Source organism: Seohaeicola sp. (assembly GCF_048006315.1).
Lineage (GTDB): Bacteria > Pseudomonadota > Alphaproteobacteria > Rhodobacterales > Rhodobacteraceae > Seohaeicola.
The window spans coordinates 585,577-602,036 of sequence record NZ_CP180350.1 but is presented as its reverse complement, the minus strand read 5'-3'; the positions used below and the strand labels follow the sequence as shown (position 1 = coordinate 602,036).

The 16,460-nt window shown below is 61.7% G+C and carries 16 protein-coding genes; 6 read left to right on the top strand and 10 right to left on the bottom strand.

Translation table 11 applies throughout. The annotated features are described in order from the left end of the window. Positions 1 to 65 precede the first annotated feature (65 nt). Positions 66 to 2,840 carry an aconitate hydratase AcnA gene (gene acnA / locus ACMUJL_RS03040; protein WP_375570539.1) on the bottom strand — a complete coding sequence of 925 codons (2,775 nt, stop codon included), beginning with the start codon at positions 2,838 to 2,840 and terminating at the stop codon, positions 66 to 68. A gap of 222 nt (positions 2,841 to 3,062) precedes the next feature. On the opposite strand from acnA, the gene ACMUJL_RS03035 reads away from it, so the two are divergent. Then, positions 3,063 to 3,782 (top strand): DUF1223 domain-containing protein, encoded by a 720-nt coding sequence (locus ACMUJL_RS03035; protein WP_375570541.1) that lies wholly within the window; start codon positions 3,063 to 3,065, stop codon positions 3,780 to 3,782. Positions 3,783 to 3,792: 10 nt separating this feature from the next. Here the strand turns inward: ACMUJL_RS03035 and ACMUJL_RS03030 are convergent, their stop codons facing one another. From ACMUJL_RS03030 to purB, 7 genes are all read right to left on the bottom strand, one after another. Beyond that, positions 3,793 to 4,671, bottom strand: coding sequence for a DMT family transporter (locus tag ACMUJL_RS03030; protein ID WP_375570543.1), 879 nt, complete (start codon positions 4,669 to 4,671; stop codon positions 3,793 to 3,795). Continuing rightward, entirely contained in the window at positions 4,668 to 5,360 is a 693-nt protein-coding gene (nthA, locus tag ACMUJL_RS03025) for a nitrile hydratase subunit alpha (RefSeq protein ID WP_375570545.1), read from the bottom strand. The genes ACMUJL_RS03030 and nthA overlap by 4 nt, the downstream gene beginning before the upstream one ends. Further along, positions 5,350 to 5,628: an SH3-like domain-containing protein gene (locus ACMUJL_RS03020; protein ID WP_375570547.1), complete on the bottom strand. Its 279-nt coding sequence runs from the start codon at positions 5,626 to 5,628 to the stop codon at positions 5,350 to 5,352. The genes nthA and ACMUJL_RS03020 overlap by 11 nt, the downstream gene beginning before the upstream one ends. Then, positions 5,621 to 5,959, bottom strand: coding sequence for an SH3-like domain-containing protein (locus ACMUJL_RS03015; protein WP_068292894.1), 339 nt, complete (start codon positions 5,957 to 5,959; stop codon positions 5,621 to 5,623). Before ACMUJL_RS03015 ends, ACMUJL_RS03020 begins: the two co-directional genes overlap by 8 nt. A gap of 65 nt (positions 5,960 to 6,024) precedes the next feature. Beyond that, positions 6,025 to 7,131 (bottom strand): flagellar motor switch protein FliG, encoded by a 1,107-nt coding sequence (locus ACMUJL_RS03010; RefSeq protein ID WP_416914112.1) that lies wholly within the window; start codon positions 7,129 to 7,131, stop codon positions 6,025 to 6,027. 156 nt (positions 7,132 to 7,287) lie between these two features. Next, positions 7,288 to 7,443: a hypothetical protein gene (locus ACMUJL_RS03005; RefSeq protein ID WP_375570552.1), complete on the bottom strand. Its 156-nt coding sequence runs from the start codon at positions 7,441 to 7,443 to the stop codon at positions 7,288 to 7,290. Between the two features lie 69 nt (positions 7,444 to 7,512). Beyond that, entirely contained in the window at positions 7,513 to 8,820 is a 1,308-nt protein-coding gene (gene purB / locus ACMUJL_RS03000) for an adenylosuccinate lyase (RefSeq protein WP_375570554.1), read from the bottom strand. A gap of 79 nt (positions 8,821 to 8,899) precedes the next feature. Here purB and ACMUJL_RS02995 point away from each other — a divergent pair, with 79 nt between their 5' ends. From ACMUJL_RS02995 to ACMUJL_RS02975, 5 genes are all read left to right on the top strand, one after another. Then, positions 8,900 to 9,331 (top strand): DUF6314 family protein, encoded by a 432-nt coding sequence (locus ACMUJL_RS02995; RefSeq protein ID WP_068292885.1) that lies wholly within the window; start codon positions 8,900 to 8,902, stop codon positions 9,329 to 9,331. A 73-nt stretch (positions 9,332 to 9,404) separates the two neighbouring features. Continuing rightward, positions 9,405 to 10,004 carry a biotin transporter BioY gene (locus tag ACMUJL_RS02990; RefSeq protein WP_068292882.1) on the top strand — a complete coding sequence of 200 codons (600 nt, stop codon included), beginning with the start codon at positions 9,405 to 9,407 and terminating at the stop codon, positions 10,002 to 10,004. A gap of 614 nt (positions 10,005 to 10,618) precedes the next feature. Next, positions 10,619 to 11,281 (top strand): acyl-homoserine-lactone synthase, encoded by a 663-nt coding sequence (locus ACMUJL_RS02985; RefSeq protein ID WP_375570556.1) that lies wholly within the window; start codon positions 10,619 to 10,621, stop codon positions 11,279 to 11,281. Between the two features lie 455 nt (positions 11,282 to 11,736). Then, positions 11,737 to 13,155, top strand: a complete 1,419-nt coding sequence (locus tag ACMUJL_RS02980) for a sensor histidine kinase (RefSeq protein ID WP_375570558.1) — start codon at positions 11,737 to 11,739, stop codon at positions 13,153 to 13,155. A 189-nt stretch (positions 13,156 to 13,344) separates the two neighbouring features. Beyond that, positions 13,345 to 13,749 (top strand): response regulator, encoded by a 405-nt coding sequence (locus ACMUJL_RS02975; protein ID WP_068292876.1) that lies wholly within the window; start codon positions 13,345 to 13,347, stop codon positions 13,747 to 13,749. Positions 13,750 to 13,759: 10 nt separating this feature from the next. On the opposite strand, the gene ACMUJL_RS02970 is transcribed toward ACMUJL_RS02975, so the two are convergent. Both ACMUJL_RS02970 and dddP read right to left on the bottom strand, forming a co-directional pair. Then, complete coding sequence (locus ACMUJL_RS02970) at positions 13,760 to 14,974, bottom strand: bifunctional alpha/beta hydrolase/OsmC family protein (protein WP_068293120.1); 1,215 nt, start codon at positions 14,972 to 14,974, stop codon at positions 13,760 to 13,762. 115 nt (positions 14,975 to 15,089) lie between these two features. Beyond that, positions 15,090 to 16,430 (bottom strand): dimethylsulfonioproprionate lyase DddP, encoded by a 1,341-nt coding sequence (gene dddP / locus ACMUJL_RS02965; RefSeq protein WP_068292873.1) that lies wholly within the window; start codon positions 16,428 to 16,430, stop codon positions 15,090 to 15,092. Positions 16,431 to 16,460 lie beyond the last annotated feature (30 nt).

The window sequence follows — 16,460 nt, the reverse complement described above, 5'->3', positions numbered from 1 at the left end:
CCGCAGCGCGCATGAAAAAAGCCCCGGTGCATCGCACCGGGGCTTTGTCTTGGGGCTTGCGCCGATCAGGCCGACTTGGCCAGGTTGCGCAGCACGTAATGCAGCACGCCACCGTTCTCGACATATTCCTTTTCCACGGCGGTATCGATCCGGCATTTCACCATGATCTCGCGCACGGAACCGTCACCATAGGTGATGGTGCAGGGCACATCCGACAGCGGCTTCAGATCACCTTCAAGCCCGGTGATCGAAACGGTCTCGTCACCTTTCAGGTCCAACGACTTGCGGTTGTCGCCGCCGGTGAATTCGAACGGGATGACGCCCATGCCGACCAGGTTCGACCGGTGGATACGCTCGAACGACTCGGCGATCACGGCCTTGACGCCCAGCAGTGCCGTGCCCTTGGCCGCCCAGTCGCGGCTGGAGCCTGCGCCGTATTCGATGCCGCCAAAGATCACCAGCGGCGTGCCCTGCTCCTGATAGGCCATCGAGGCGTCGAAGATCGAGGTCTGCGCCCCGTCCGGACCCTTGGTATAGCCGCCCTCGACCCCGTCCAGCATCTCGTTCTTGATGCGGATGTTGGCGAAAGTGCCGCGCATCATCACCTCGTGGTTGCCGCGACGCGACCCGTAAGAGTTGAACTCGCGCGCCGGAACCTGACGTTCGATCAGGTATTTGCCTGCGGGGGTGGTGTCCTTGAAAGACCCTGCCGGGCTGATGTGGTCGGTGGTGATCATGTCACCCAGCAGTGCCAGCACGCGGGCGCCCTTGATGTCATGGATCACGCCGGCCTCGGTGCCCATGCCGCGGAAATAGGGCGGATTCTGGATATAGGTCGAGGATGCGGGCCAGTCATAGGTCTCGCTGTCGGTGGTCTCGACCGCCTGCCATTTCTCGTCGCCCTTGAACACATCGGCGTATTTCTTGAGGAACGCCTCGCGGGTGACGGTCTTTTCGACCAGGTCCGCGATTTCCTGCGAGGTCGGCCAGATATCCTTGAGATAGACAGGCTTGCCGTCCTTCGAGGTGCCGATCGCATCCTTGGTGATGTCGATGTTCATGTCGCCCGCGATGGCATAGGCCACGACCAGCGGGGGGCTTGCCAGGTAGTTGGCGCGCACATCGGGGCTGATGCGGCCCTCGAAGTTGCGGTTGCCCGACAGGACCGACACGGCGACAAGATCGTTCTCGTTGATCGCCTTCGAAATCTCGGGCTGCAGCGGGCCCGAGTTGCCGATGCAGGTCGTGCAGCCATAGCCCACGAGGTTGAAGCCGATGGCGTCCAGGTCTTCCTGCAGGTTCGCGGCCTCCAGGTATTCCGACACGACCTGGCTACCGGGGGCGAGCGATGTCTTGACCCAGGGCTTGCGGGTCAGGCCCAGGGCGCGCGCCTTGCGCGCGACCAGACCTGCCCCGATCATCACATAGGGGTTCGAGGTGTTGGTGCAGGAGGTGATCGAGGCGATCACGACCGATCCGTCATGCAGCTTGTAATCCTCGCCCGCGACAGCGGCGCTGGAAAAGCCGGTGATGTTGCCCGGAACATGGTTGGGGCCGGGCTTGCCGCCTTCTTCCACCATGTCGGATTTTTCCAGCTTGGGCGCGGCCGGCATCTTGCGCAGGCCACGGATATAGTCGCCGAAGACATGCGCGGCATCGGTCAGTGGCACGTGATCCTGCGGACGCTTCGGGCCCGAGATGGCGGGCACCACATCGCCCAGGTCCAGATGCAGTGTCGAGGTATAGACAGGCGCATAATCCGCACCGCGCCAGAACCCGTTTTCCTTGGCATAGGCTTCGACCAGGGCGATACGGTCCTCGTCGCGACCGGTCTGGCGCAGGTAGCGCAGGGTCTCGTTGTCGATCGGGAAGAAGCCGCAGGTGGCGCCGTATTCGGGGGCCATGTTGGCGATGGTCGAACGATCCGCCAGCGGCATGTTGTCCAGGCCTTCGCCGTAGAATTCGACGAACTTGCCGACAACGCCATGGGCGCGCAGCATCTGCACGACCTTTAGCACCAGATCAGTTGCGGTCACGCCTTCTGTCATCGCGCCGGTGATCTTGAAGCCCACGACTTCGGGGATCAGCATCGACACGGGCTGACCCAGCATCGCGGCCTCGGCCTCGATCCCGCCGACGCCCCAGCCCAGAACCGCAAGGCCGTTGACCATGGTGGTGTGGCTGTCGGTGCCGACCAGCGTGTCGGGATAGGCGACGGTCGCGCCATGCTGATCTGTATCGGTCCAGACGGTCTGCGCCAGGTATTCCAGGTTCACCTGGTGGCAGATGCCGGTGCCCGGCGGCACCACGCGGAAGTTGTTGAAGGCCTTCTGACCCCATTTCAGGAAGGTGTAACGCTCGATGTTGCGCTCATACTCGCGATCCACGTTCATCTGGAAGGCGCGCGGATTGCCGAATTCGTCGATCATCACCGAATGGTCGATGACCAGATCGACCGGGTTCAGCGGGTTGATCTTCTGCGCATCGCCGCCCAGGGCCTTGATCCCGTCGCGCATCGCGGCCAGGTCGACCACGGCGGGCACGCCGGTGAAGTCCTGCATCAGCACGCGGGCCGGGCGATAGGCGATCTCGCGCGGGTTCTGGCCGCCCTTGTCGGCCCATTCGGAAAACGCCTTGATGTCATCGACGGATACGGTGAAGCCGCCATCCTCGAAACGCAGCATGTTCTCGAGAACCACTTTCAGCGCGGCGGGCAGGCGCGAGAAATCGCCCAGGCCCGCGGCCTGTGCAGCCGGGATCGAGTAATAGGAAACACTCTGTCCGCCGACCGTCAGGGTCTTGCGGGTCTTGGCGCTGTCTTGTCCGACTGTGATGGGCATCTGTGGCCTCCCTCCGATCAGGAAATAAGGGGTATTGCTGCGCTGCTTTTGGCCTATAGTCGGCTTTCGATCAAGGGGGGCAACGGCAAAATGTATACCATTGCACACAAAAAAATCGGGCAGACAGGACACAGTAACCTCTCTCTCTCGATTCCTTGATTGGTCATTTCAATGGTGCGCGCCTAAAACGGGACCGTAGCCACCGGAAAGAGACAGATGAACATGGGTCAGATCAGGGCTTGGATTGCGGGATGCCTTACAGGCGGATTGATCGCTGCCGCTTCGGCGGGGACGGCCCAGGCCGATACGCGCCTTGTTGTGGTTGAACTGTTTACCTCGCAGGGATGTTCCTCTTGCCCGCCGGCGGATGCCTTTCTGCACGAACTGAGCCAGCGGGACGACGTGATCGCCCTAGCGCTGCATGTGGACTACTGGGACTACATCGGCTGGAAGGACAGTTTCGCGCAGCCCGCCTTCACGCAGCGCCAGAAGGCCTATGCCAAGGCCGCCGGACGCCGGTCCGTCTATACGCCGCAGATGATCGTGTCGGGCGAGGACCATGTGGTCGGCACCCATGAAGAAGACGCGAACTCCCTGATCCTGCGCCATGCATCCGTTCAGACCGGTGTGCGTGTGGCGCTTGAGCGGGCGCCGGACGGCCAGCTTGTGATCCGCGGCGATGCGGGGCAGGGGGTGGCAGGGCCCCTGGTCGTTCAGCTTGTGCGCTATATCCCCTCGCAGCGGGTCGAGATCACGCGCGGCGAGAACGCGGGCCGCCAGATGGACTATGCCAATGTGGTCACCGAATGGACCACGATCGGTGAATGGGACCTGTCCGCGCCCATGCAGATCAAGGCACCGGGCGCGGGCAATCAGCCTGCCGTGGTGATCCTGCAGCGCAAGGGGGCGGGGCCCATCCTGGCCGCGGCGCGCCTGCGCTGAGAGGCGCGGCTCAGCCCGCCGCGCGCGCGGTTTTTCCGAAGGTTTCCCGGTACCAGACATAAACCCCGGCCGCCACGATGATCATGGCGCCGACCACCGTCCACAGGTCGGGGTATTCCCCGAAGAAGACCACCCCCCAGACCGTGGCGAAGACCAGCCCGGTATAGGCGAATGGCGCCAGCATGCCGGCCTCGCCGATCGACAGGGCACGGATCAGCAGCAGTTGCGACAGGGTGCCGAAGGCGGCGATCACCAGCATCAGCAGACCGGATGTCAGATCAAGCGGCTGCCAGTAGAAGGGCACCGCAACAGACATGACGACGGCACCGAAGAGCGCCGTATAGAGAAGCGAGGTCCAGGGATCCTCGTTCCGGCCGACAAAGCGGGTGGTGATGTTATAGGCCGAATAGGCAAAGGCCGCGACCAGCGGCAGCACCGCATAGGGTGAAAACACCTCGGACCCCGGCCGGATCACGATCAGCGCGCCAATCATGGCGGCCCCGATCCCCAGCGCGCGGCGCAGGCCGATCTTTTCACCCAGAAACAGCGCAGCGCCCAGGGTGATGATCACCGGGTTGATGTTCATGATCGCGGTCGCCTCGGTCAGGCCGATATTGGCGACACTGAAGAAGAAAAAGACGGTTCCGAACATCAGAAAGACCGAGCGCGCCAGCTGCAGCCATGGATAATTGGTGCGCGCAACGGACCGCAGGCGCGGGGCGACCAGGATCAGCACGACCAGTGCCTGCCCGGCATAGCGGGCCCAGACGGCGGGAATCGTGCCGATGCGGGGCGCCAGCGCCTTGGCCGTGGCATCCATGACGGAGAAACAGAAGATGGCCCCGATCATCAGCAGGATGGCGGTGGCCGTCGGGCTGAGTCTTCTCATCCCGCCGTGGCGCCGGTCTGTGGCGTTCTGGGCAGGCCGGTTCCGATCATGCAGTCGCGCGTGACAAGCTCTGCCAGTTCGGCTTCGGTCAGGGCCTCGGTCCCCGCGGGCCTTGCAGGCAAAACGATATAACGCATGTCGGCGGTGCTGTCATGGACGCGGATCGTGGTGCTGTCCGGCAGGTCCAGCCCGAATTCGGTCAGAACGGCGCGCGGCTCGCGCACGGCGCGGCTCCGATAGGCGCGGGTCTTGTACCAGTCGGGCGGCAGACCAAGAAGGTTGCGCGGATAGCACGAGCACAAGGTGCACACGATCAAGTTATGGGTGTCGGCGGTGTTTTCCACCGCGATCAGGTGCAACGGGCCGATGTCGAAGCCCATCTCGCGGCTGGCATCGCCCGCGTTGTCAAGCAGGCGCGACTTGAATGCGGGATCTGTCCAGGCACGGGCGACGACGGCGGCACCATTCGCGGGGCTGCGGCTGTCCATCAGGTCGATCTGGCCCGCGATCTCGGCGGCGGTCGTCACGCCCTTTTCGATCAGCAACTCGCGCACGGCGATCTCCATGCGCTGCCAGTAGGTCAGCGGCGCGTCGTCATCCTGCCGGTAAGGATGACCCGACGGGCTGAGGCCGTGGTGGTGATGGTCGTGGTCATGATCGTGATCATGGTCGTGATGGTCATGGGGCATGATCAGGCACCTCTTCCAGCCAGTGGCCATAGATTTCCGCATCCAGCGTGTCCGCGGGCCGTTCCGCCTGATCACCCCAGAGTTCGGCCATGGTGAACCGCACGCGGAAGAGGGGTTTCTTCTCGGCGGGCAGGCCATAGGCCAGTTGTTCGGGATTGCCGAATGCGCCAAGGCTGCGTTCGATCACACCGGTCTTGCCCCGCAGATAGGCGGGTGCGCGTACATGGCCGGGTGGCATCAGGCTGCGGACGCGAACGCGCTTAACCACGGGCGGCTTCCCCGTAGGTTGCGCCGCGCGCCGCGATCTCATCCATGCGGGTGGCAAGTTCTTCCAGCGTGTAAACACCGCCCTCGACAAGGTTCTGGTTCACCGCCGCGATCCAGCGTTCATAGTAGCTGTGTTTTTCGAAAGCGTCTTCGCCCATGTCCTCCAGCGCGCGGCGCAGGCCGTCGACGGTGAAATGGCCCTTTGACGAGCATAACACCATCAAAGCATCCACGCGTTTTTCCCACAGGGCGAAATCATGCCCCTCCATGGGGACCGGCCCGGCCGCGTCCCCACCCATGTCATGCCATCGGCGTCCTGAAATATCGCTCATGATGTCAGGTTAGGACGACATTCGGGTGCTGTCCATATCGGACTGTTGCCTGCCGACAGGCATGCTCATTCATCCTCCTCGTCGGATCCGCGCTGGCGCATTGCCATCTCGCCCGAGGCGACAAGTTCCCGGATCGTTGCGATGACCGCGGACATTGCATCCTCGCCTGCCTTGACCTTGACCTTGCCGGTCTGCGTTACCTCTTCGCGCAAGCCATCGGCCATGCGCTGCGAAATATTGCCCAGGATGAAGTCCGCCGCGTCCTCTGCGTTGCCGCCCAATGCGCGGGCATGCGCCAAGGCACGCACCAGCGTCGGCTGGTCAAGGCCGCGGGTGATCTTGGGCGCATCGCGCGGGTCGATGCGCGCCGGAATGTCGGCAAAGGTGAAGATGGCGCGACGAACGCTTTGCGCAAACTGCGCGTCGGTTTCTTCCAGCCCGGTCAGCACATCGTCGCGGGTGGCGGGACTGGACATGTTGAGAATCTCGCCCACACGCTGTTCCGGGTCCTCGGAAAAGGCACGGTCCGGCACCGCGTCAAGCTGCATCGCCAGCGATAGGCCGATCCGGTAGACGGCATCCGGCGTCACCGCGCCGGTCAGTGACATCGCATAGGCGATGCGCCGCGCCTCTGTCCCCGGCAGACGGCTGAGAAGATCGGCTGATTTGGCCACATCCAGCTTGGACAGCATGACCGCGGCCACTTCGACAGATTCGCTGGACAGGAAGGGCAGCAACTTGTCCGCAGGCAGCATGCGCAGCCGGTCCCATGGATCGCCTGTCTGGCGCACACCCGCTTCGCGGCGCAACCTTGCAGCGGTCTGCGGGCTGATGCGCCCGTCCAGCGCGGTCAGGGCACCGGCCACATCGCGGGGAAACAGCAGCGCGATCTGTTCCAGTTCTTCCGCGAATTCGGCCACGACGGCCGCGAGGGTCGCGCGATCCACATGCCGCATCTGGCCGAATTGCACGGTCAGGGCCGCCTGAAGATCCTCTGGCAGGTCGGCAAGCGTCAGTTCCGCCCCTTCCGATAACAGGAAGCGGACGACGATCGCGGCCTTTTCACGCTGGGACAGCGTGACGATCCCCGGTGCGCCGGGGCGGGAAGAGACTGGGCTGAGTTTCAGCATCGCGACCTCATCGAAACTGCGTTCAGATAAGGCGAGAGCCATGAACAAATATTGAACACGACCGGCGAGTTGTCGCCAAGTTTAATCAAGCGCGCGGCCCGGATCATGCGATGTTTTGGGGAAAAGCCCGGATATGCGACACGCGCGCCGGGAAATGCCGCGCCCTGGCCGGATGCCGGAAGGGCGCGGGAAGGTTTGTCAGCCGCTCAGCTGCTTGGTGCAGCTGCGGGTCGCGCTGTCCCAGACCATCCCGTCGGCGCAAGACATCGCCTGGTGGCTGGAGGAACATTCCGCACTGACCATCATCGGAGCGAGGGTCAGGGCGAGGGCGGCAAATACGGTCTTCAACTTCATTGCGTACTCCCTTGTGATTGGATCCCAAGGGTAGCACGCAAATTCATTTCGTCAAAACACCCGATTGCGTCACTTTGTTCCGAACACACGGGCGAAGATCGTGTCCACATGCTTGGTGTGATAGCCAAGGTCGAATTTCTCCTCGATCTCGGCGGGGGTGAGGGCGGCGGTCACATCCGTATCAGCCAGCAGCTCGGTCTTGAAATCGGCACCCTTCTCCCAGACCTTCATCGCGTTGCGCTGGACCAGGGTATAGGCGTCCTCGCGGCTGACGCCTGCTTGCGTCAAGGCCAGAAGAACCCGCTGCGACATCACCAGCCCGCGGAATTTGTTCATGTTGGCCAGCATGTTGTCAGGGTAGATTACCAGCTTGTCGACCAGCCCTGTCAGGCGCGCCAAGGCAAAATCCAGCGTCACGGTGGTGTCCGGCCCGATCATCCGTTCGACCGAGGAATGCGAGATGTCACGTTCGTGCCAGAGGGCCACGTTCTCCATCGCGGGCACCACGGACATCCGTACAAGGCGCGCAAGGCCGGTCAGGTTTTCGCTGAGCACGGGGTTGCGCTTGTGCGGCATGGCGCTGGAGCCTTTTTGGCCTTTGCTGAAAAATTCCTCGGCTTCCAGCACTTCCGTGCGCTGCATGTGCCGGATTTCGATGGCGATGTTCTCGATGCTTGATGCGATCACGCCAAGCGTCGCGAAAAACGCGGCATGTCGGTCACGGGGAATCACCTGCGTGCTGATCGGCTCGGGCATCAGGCCCATCATCTTGCAGACATGTTCCTCGACCGCGGGGTCGATATTCGCGAAAGTGCCGACCGCGCCACTGATCGCACCTGTCGCGATTTCCTCGCGCGCGGTGCGCAGGCGGCGCAGGTTGCGGTCCATCTCGGCGTAGAAGCGCGCGAAGGTCAGGCCCATGGTGGTGGGTTCGGCATGAATGCCGTGGCTGCGGCCGATCCGCACCGTGTCCTTGTGCTCGAAGGCGCGGCGCTTGAGCGCGACCAGCAGCGCCTCCATGTCCGCGATCAGAAGATCGGCGGCACGTGTCAGTTGTACATTCAGGCAGGTATCCAGCACATCGGACGATGTCATGCCCTGGTGGACGAAGCGCGCAGCATCCGATCCGACATGTTCGGCCAGATGCGTCAGAAAGGCGATGACGTCATGCTTGGTTACAGCTTCGATCTCGTCGATGCGTGCGACGTCGAATTCCACATCCTTGGCTTTCCAGACGGCTTCGGCGTTCTCACGCGGGATCACGCCCAGTTCGGCCATGGCGTCGCAGGCATGGGCTTCGATCTCGAACCAGATGCGGAATTTCGTCTCGGGCGACCAGATCGCGACCATCTCGGGGCGGGAATAGCGGGGGATCATGGGATTTCCTTGGTTGGCAGCGGTTGGCGCTGTCTTTAACGGGGGCTAGACTTGGCGGCAAGGGTTGGCGGGGAAGCAGATGATCGGTCTGAAGGATTTCGAAGGGCGCTGGCGGCTTGACCGAGAGATCAAGGATGCCCTGGGGCGAGACGCGACCTTTCGCGGGACCGCGGTGTTCAGCCCGCAGTCCGATGGGCTTGTGCTGCATGAAACGGGGCGGCTTGAACTGGCGGGGCAGGGCGGCTTCGCGGCCGAGCGCAGATATGTCTGGCGCGAGGACGGGGCGGGGATCGCGGTCTTTTTTGCCGACGGCCGCGCCTTTCATCGTTTCGTGCCCGCCGCAGACACCGTTGAGGCCGACCATTGGTGTGATCCCGATACCTACAAGGTGCGCTACGATTTCAGTCGCTGGCCCGTCTGGCAGGCAGAGTGGCGCGTCACCGGGCCGCGAAAGGATTATGTGATGCAATCGGTCTATACATCGGATGCAGGAATATCCCCCAAGGAATGAGCCTTGCCCCTTGCGATGAGCCGGGGGCTGGGGCAGAAACGGCATGAGAAAACTCAGGATAGGAGGCTGGCGTATGGCGCTTGCACTGACAAACAAGGTTCTGACCGAGGCGATTGCGCCGCGCGAAGGCACCCGGCAGCTGATCAAGCAGGCTGCGCTGGTGGTGCTGGGGATCGCGGTTCTGGCGGTTGCCGCCAAGATCAAGGTGCCGATGTGGCCGGTCCCGATCACCATGGGGACCTTTGCGGTCCTGACGATCGGCGCAGCCTATGGCGCGCGCCTGGGCCTCGTGACGATCCTGGGCTACATGATCGTGGGCGCATTGGGTTTCGATGTCTTCGCCGGATCCTCTGCCGAGGCCTACGGGCTGACCTACATGATGGGCGGCACCGGTGGCTACCTGCTGGGCTATGTGATGGCCACCGTGGCACTGGGCTGGTTTGCACAGGCGGGCTGGGACCGTTCGGCCGGCAAGATGGCGCTGGCGATGCTGGCGGGCAACGTCCTGATCTATGTACCGGGCCTGATCTGGCTGGGCATGCTCTATGGCTGGGACAAGCCGCTGCTGCAGTGGGGCCTGACGCCCTTCCTGATCGGTGACGCGCTGAAACTGGCGCTGGCCGCGGCACTGCTGCCGGCCCTGTGGAAGCTGGTCGGTCGCGCCCGCGACTGATGACGCCACATCATGTGAATGAATGAAGCGCAACCATGTGTTGCGCTTTTTTCGTTTCGCAATACCCCATCTTGTATTGCTGCCCTGCAGGAACACGCCCCGCGCATCGGTTTCAAGCAAATAGCGCGCCTGTGAAAACCCCCTCGGATCGAAGGCTCTGGGCCACGCGCCACCGGAAAAGCGACCGTTTCACCGAAGTAAACAGTTCGGGAATGTGGCGCTGCGTATCTTTTGACGCGATTGCCTTTCCGTCACGCGCAGGCGCGGCGTGTCCGCAGACAGGCTGCGCGACGGTTGCATCAAAAAATCATTTAAATACAAGATGAAAGCCGAGCGGCGTTTCAACTTTTGGGTGTTTATCAGGCGGATATTCGCCGATCATTAGTACCGCAAAAGTGTTGCATCTTTTCAAATATGGAAAAAATAAGGCAGAAAAGAGAGACAAAAATCACTTTGGTCTGGACGGTGATGGGTAATTTTCATCTACTGGAAAAAAAAATTGAGAGCAGGCAATGAAACATAGCAGAGCATCCGCAGGGGGCGTGCCTTCGCGGTCCGTTTTTCCCGACCTCATGCCTGCCGGCAGTAAACAGCCAGAAGTAGCAGGGTCGCGTTTGCGCAACCTTCTTCCGGACCTTCCGGCCGTTAAGCCCAAGATACCCGAGGCCGTTTCGGCCGTGATGGGCCACGTCAAGACGACGACCTTGTCCTTTTCCAACATGCATCTTTACGGTGATCTCTTCGTCAGCCTGTTGAAGGCGCGCAAGAAGACCTTCATCGATCAGCTGCACTGGAGCCTTCCCGAGGCCGAGGGCATGGAGTTCGATCAATACGACACCCCGCTGAGCCGTTGGATCGTGGTGCACGAGTTTGGCGAGATCCTGGCAGGCATCCGGCTGACCCCGACGACCGCGCAATGCGGCGTCTATTCCTACATGCTGCGCGATGCGCAAAAGGGCATGCTGGAAAGCATTCCCACGGATGTGCTGTTCTTCGAGGCGCCTGTGAACCCGCAGATATGGGAGGCTTCGCGCCTGTTCGTGTCCAATGATGTGCCGGCGCATCGACGCCTGGCGGTACAGGCGGCGCTGATGGGGCAATTGAGCCAATCCGCCCGCAGCTATGGCGCGACGCATGTGATCGGGATCGTGCCCGCCGTCTGGTCGCGATGGCTCAGGCGGCTGGATCTCAGTGCGGTGCCCGTCGGCCCCAAGTTCTCGATCGATGAAACGGTAAGCCAGGCTGCGCTGTTCACCGTCGCCAAATATGTCAACTGAAGTCAGCTTCCGGATTATTTCTGGAGACATTCAAGGCAGTGCGCATCCTTGCCTTGGGTGTTGCCACGTTTATTTCGCATTCTGCAAATCACAGTGGTCCATCTAGGGTTGGTTGCGCGAACTTTACCATTTGGCAGCCTTTTTGTTGTCATATTCCCGAAATATCCCTTGTTCTGTGAGGTTTGCATGTTTGAGTGGATTTTTAAGGTTTGTTGCGCCTTCAATCTTCGGTTTGAGCAGAAGTTCATTCACCGGGTTTGAGCCGACCACCGCGAAAGAAACGGTCCATCCGGGTGCAAGGCAGAGCAACAGTGAATAGAGCGTTTCAAGGTTGAAACCGTGTAGGTCGGGCGCAAGATCCGGAACGTGATCCGGAAGGCCAGGCCAACACCGGACAGGCAAATGAAGGCAGGACCGAACCCGGATCGGTCCGATAAACGGAGATCCTCGAGATCATGGCTATCGTCGAGCAATTCCTTATCAAGAAGGACGATTGGTATCCAATCGAGCGGCTGGAACGGCAGCTGAAGGATTACATCAACGTCAGCGAGAACCTCATCTGGCAGCGCCAGGCGATCTTTCTTGCGGCGACGCTTCTTGCAGCCTTCTACTTTGATCCCGTTGTGTCCTTTTCGGCCTATGCCGCCGTTCTGTTCACCGAAGTGCTTGATCTGATCCTTGCGCGCCGGGTGAATGAATGGACCGATCACAATCCCGCCCGCGCGCGCGTCTTCCTGATCTGGGTGATGCTGAATACCGTTGCCAGCGCCTTTTCCATCAGCCTCTTCGTGATCATGATCACCCTGCAACAGACGTCCGGCGGGCATTTCACGCCCCTGTTCTTCCTGTTTGCCGCATCGCTCTTTGCGGCGGTGAACAATCATCAGCTGCTGCCGGCGCTGTTCCTGCGTCTGATCATCTACGGTCTGACCTTCATCTTCATCGGGACCTGGGACATCATCCGGCTGAACCCGCCGCTGGATTCCGATGTCTGGCTGCAATTCTTCACGGTCGCTTTCGTGATGTACTTCATCGTCGATTGCTCTTTCGTCTTCCTGCGGCTCTATCGTCGCGGCCTGGCGCAGATCGAGGAAATCACGCTGGAGCACCAGAAGACCAAGGAAGCGCTTGAGATCAAATCGCAGTTCCTGTCCACCGTCAGCCACGAGCTGCGCACGCCCCTGACCTCGATCAAGGGCACGCTGGACCTGGTCAACAGCGGTGTGCTTGGTCCGCTGCCTGATCAGATGAAGCCGGTTCTGGCGGTTGCGGGCAAGAACAGCAAACGCCTTGCCGACCTGATCAACGACCTTCTGGATCTGCAGAAGATCGAAGTGGGCGAAATGGCGTTCCGGTTCGATCTGCTGAACGTGCGCGAACTGGTCGCGGATTCCGTGGCGATGAGCGAAGGCTATGCCGAGCAGATGGGCGTCACGCTTGCCGTGACCCAGGCCGACGAAGAGGTTTTCATCAACGGCGATGCCGACAGGCTGTCCCAGGTGATGGCGAACCTGATCTCGAACGCATCCAAGTTTTCCCACAAGGGCGGAACAGTGGACATTCATGTCAAACGCGATAACGACAGGGTGCGAATTTACGTCAAGGACAAGGGTGTCGGTATCCCCGACAACGCCAAGGAGCGGGTGTTCGGCAGGTTCAGCCAGGTGGATTCGTCCGACCAGCGGCGTGTCGGTGGCACCGGGCTTGGCATGAACATCTCCAAGAAGATCGTCGAACGCCACGATGGTCAGATCGATTATGAAAGCACGCTTGGAAAGGGAACAACCTTCTTCATCGAGTTTGATATCGTTCCCCACGCCCAGTCTGCGCCCCATCCGGATACAATCCAGCCGGGCAAGCGCAAGACGGCATGATGCAGGTGTGTCGGCGGTGGCGCTTGCGCCGCATGACCGCAGAACTTTGTGGTCCGGACGGGTTTCACGGGTTGATCGTGGACCCGATCTGACAGAGGGTAGACCAAGGGCCAGTCAGGCCCGATTTGTGCAGTAATCGTTGTTCTGGTGACGCATTGCCCTGACTTCTGGGCGTCAAAGGCGACTGATATGGAAAAACTGCAACGCATCCTGCATGTGGATGACGCCGAAGACATTCGGATGATCATCAAGATTTCTCTCGAGATGATCGGTGGCTATCACGTGGATCAGTTTGAATCCGGGCAGGATGCCATGGCCGGGGCAGAGGGCTGCGATCCGCAACTGTTCCTGCTGGATTTCATGATGCCCGACATGGACGGCATGGAAACCTGGAGCGCGCTGCGGACCCTGCCGGGTTTTCAGGACATCCCGGCGATCTTCGTGACGGCCAAGGCGGAAGAGAATTTTTCGCAGAACATGCTGAACAGGGGCGCATTGACCGTCATCACGAAGCCGTTCGATCCGACCGAACTGTGCGCCGAGATCGAAAAGGCATGGGCGGCCCATCTGGAAAACGTCAACGGCAACGCCTGAGAACCTGCGCTCAGCCGGCCAGCACCGTATGGATGGTGCTGCTTTGCCTGAGCGTGCGATGCACCGGGCATTTGTCCGCAATCTCCAGCAGCCTTGCACGCTGATCATCGCTCAGCGCCCCTTCAAGGTGGATTTCCCGGCGAAAACTGTCGATCTTGTCGCCAAGGCCTGATTTCGCGTCCTGCGCATGCATCTTGTCATGGCTCACATCCACGCGGACATGGTCCAGTGGCCAACCCTTGCGCCGCGCATACATGCGGATCGTCATCGAGGTGCATGCGCCCAGCCCCGCCGAGATGAAACCATAGGGCGACATTCCGCGATTTGTGCCGCCATAGGCGCGTGGCTCATCCGCCAGCGCATGGTGCTGCGGCCCGGCGACCACATCCTGCAAGAAGCCCTCGGGATCGGCCTCGGAGACGCGGATGATCCCCTCGGGCACGCCGGGGGGCGGCGCGGGCGGGCGCAGATCAAGATAGCGGCTAGCCCAGCTTGCCATGACCTCGGCGGCATAGTCGGCATCCGAGGCGCGGCTGATCAGGTGATCCGCGTCATCCAGCGTGACGAAGCTTTTGGGGTGTCGCGCGGCGGTGAAGATCCGCGTGGCATTGTCGATTCCGACGATCTCGTCCCGTGGGGCATGCATCACCAGAAGCGCGGCCTTGAGCCGCTGAAGCTCTGTTGCGATGGATGCGCCCTCGACATCCTTGACGAAGGCATGGGTGATGCGGAAGGGGCGGCCACCCAGATCAACCTCGGCTTCGCCCTTGTCGCGGATCCGCTCCAGCGCGTTCCCGAAGTTATGGGTCACATGGGCGGGATCAAAGGGGGTACCAAGCGTCACCACGGCCTTGACCCCGGCAATGTCGGGTGCGGCCTTGAGGATGGCCGCACCGCCCAGCGAATGGCCGATCAGCAATTTGGCGGGCATTCCGTTGTCGCGCAGCCATGTTGCGGCAGCCCGGACATCGGCGACATTCGAGGTGAAGCCGGTATTGGCGAATTCCCCCCCCGAATGACCAAGCCCGGTGAAGTCGAACCGCAGGACAGCGATCCCCATCGCCGCAAGCCGTTGGGCAATGCGCCGCGCCGCCGCGATGTCCTTGGAACAGGTGAAGCAATGCGCCAGCAGGGCCGTCGCCAGATGCGGACCCTCGGGCAGGTCAAGCCGGGCGGCCAGCGCGCTGCCATCGTGGCCGGTGAAGGTGATGTGTTTGCTTGCCATGTCCATGTCCTGACGTCTGAACATGAGACTGGGCTTGCGGCGGGGCGGCCGCAAGCCATGTGTCAGGGGTCTCACGCCAAGGTGACGCGCCGCGAGGTTCGCGGCGATCCTCTGGTCAGGTGCCGCTGAGCGCCGGATCGAAGGGGTAACGGGTCAGGTTCTCGTGCCCATCCTCGGTGATCAGGACCTGATCCTCCAGCTTGATCGAAAAATCTCCGCCTTCGGGGCTGATCAGTGCCTCGACACACAGAACCATGCCGGGCTCGAGCACGTAGTCATAGGCGCCTTCGACGAAATTGTCCGGATAGCAGATCAACGGCCATTCATCGCACAGGCCGACCCCGTGCATCAGGCAACCATATTTGCCGCGCTGGTATTGCGGATCCAGCGGATGGGACTTGAAGGTCAGATCGCGCAAGCTCACGCCGGGTTTCAGCAGGGACATGTTGTGGCGGATGTGATCCATCCCGTGCTGCATGGCCGAAACCATGTCGGGGCGCGGGGCGCGGTCGCCGACCCACCAGGTGCGGCTGATGTCGATGCAGATCCCGTAGGCGCCGATCAGGTCGGTGTCGAAGGCCACGATCTCGTTGTTCTGGATGATGCGCGGGCCGCATTCCTGGAACCAGGGATTGGTCCGTGGTCCCGAGGCCAGAAGCCGCGTTTCGATCCATTCGCCGCCGCGCCGGATGTTTTCCGCATGCAGCACCGCCCAGACATCATCCTCGGACATGCGTCCGCCGGGGATACCGTTGCGCGCGGCGCGCTCCATCTCGGCCACGGCGGCTTCGCAGGCATGCGAGGCGCAGCGCATCGCCAGGATCTCGTCCGGTCCCTTCACGGAGCGGGCCTTTTCGGTCAGCTCTTCGCCTTCCATGATTTCAAGGCCCTGCGCCTCAAGGGCGCGCAGGCCGTGCAGCATGATCTTGTCCACGGCCAGCCGCTTGTTGGTGCCTGCATGCGCCGACAGAAGGGCGCGCACCTCGTTGGCAAAGACATCGGCGGCCACGTCCACCTTGTCGCCCCGGTCGAAATAGAACAGGTCCGCACCGGATCGTTGTTCGCGCACCAGCGGGTTGAAGCGGCTCAGGAACATCGCGTTCTTGTAGTCCCAGATCACCATGTAGCCATCGGCGCAGATCAGCACGGCGCGGAACGGATTATGCGTGTTCCACAGCTGCATGTTGGTGCTGTCGGTCGCATAGCGGATGTTCAGCGGATCGAACATCAACAGGCCCGCATAGTCGCGCGCCTGGATGAACTGCACCAGCCTGTCAAAGCGGAACTGCCGCATTGCGGGCAGATCGGGCAGGGTCAGTCCGGCCGCCGCCCATTCATCGAAGGCAAGAAGGGTGGGCCCGATTTCCACACGGTCCATGTCATTGGGGCTGCCATCGGCCAGGGTGGCGCCGCGTGTGGGGTCGATCTTGCGTCTGTCGCTGTAATGCTGGTTCATCGTGATGTCTCCGCTGCTGCGCCAGCATCA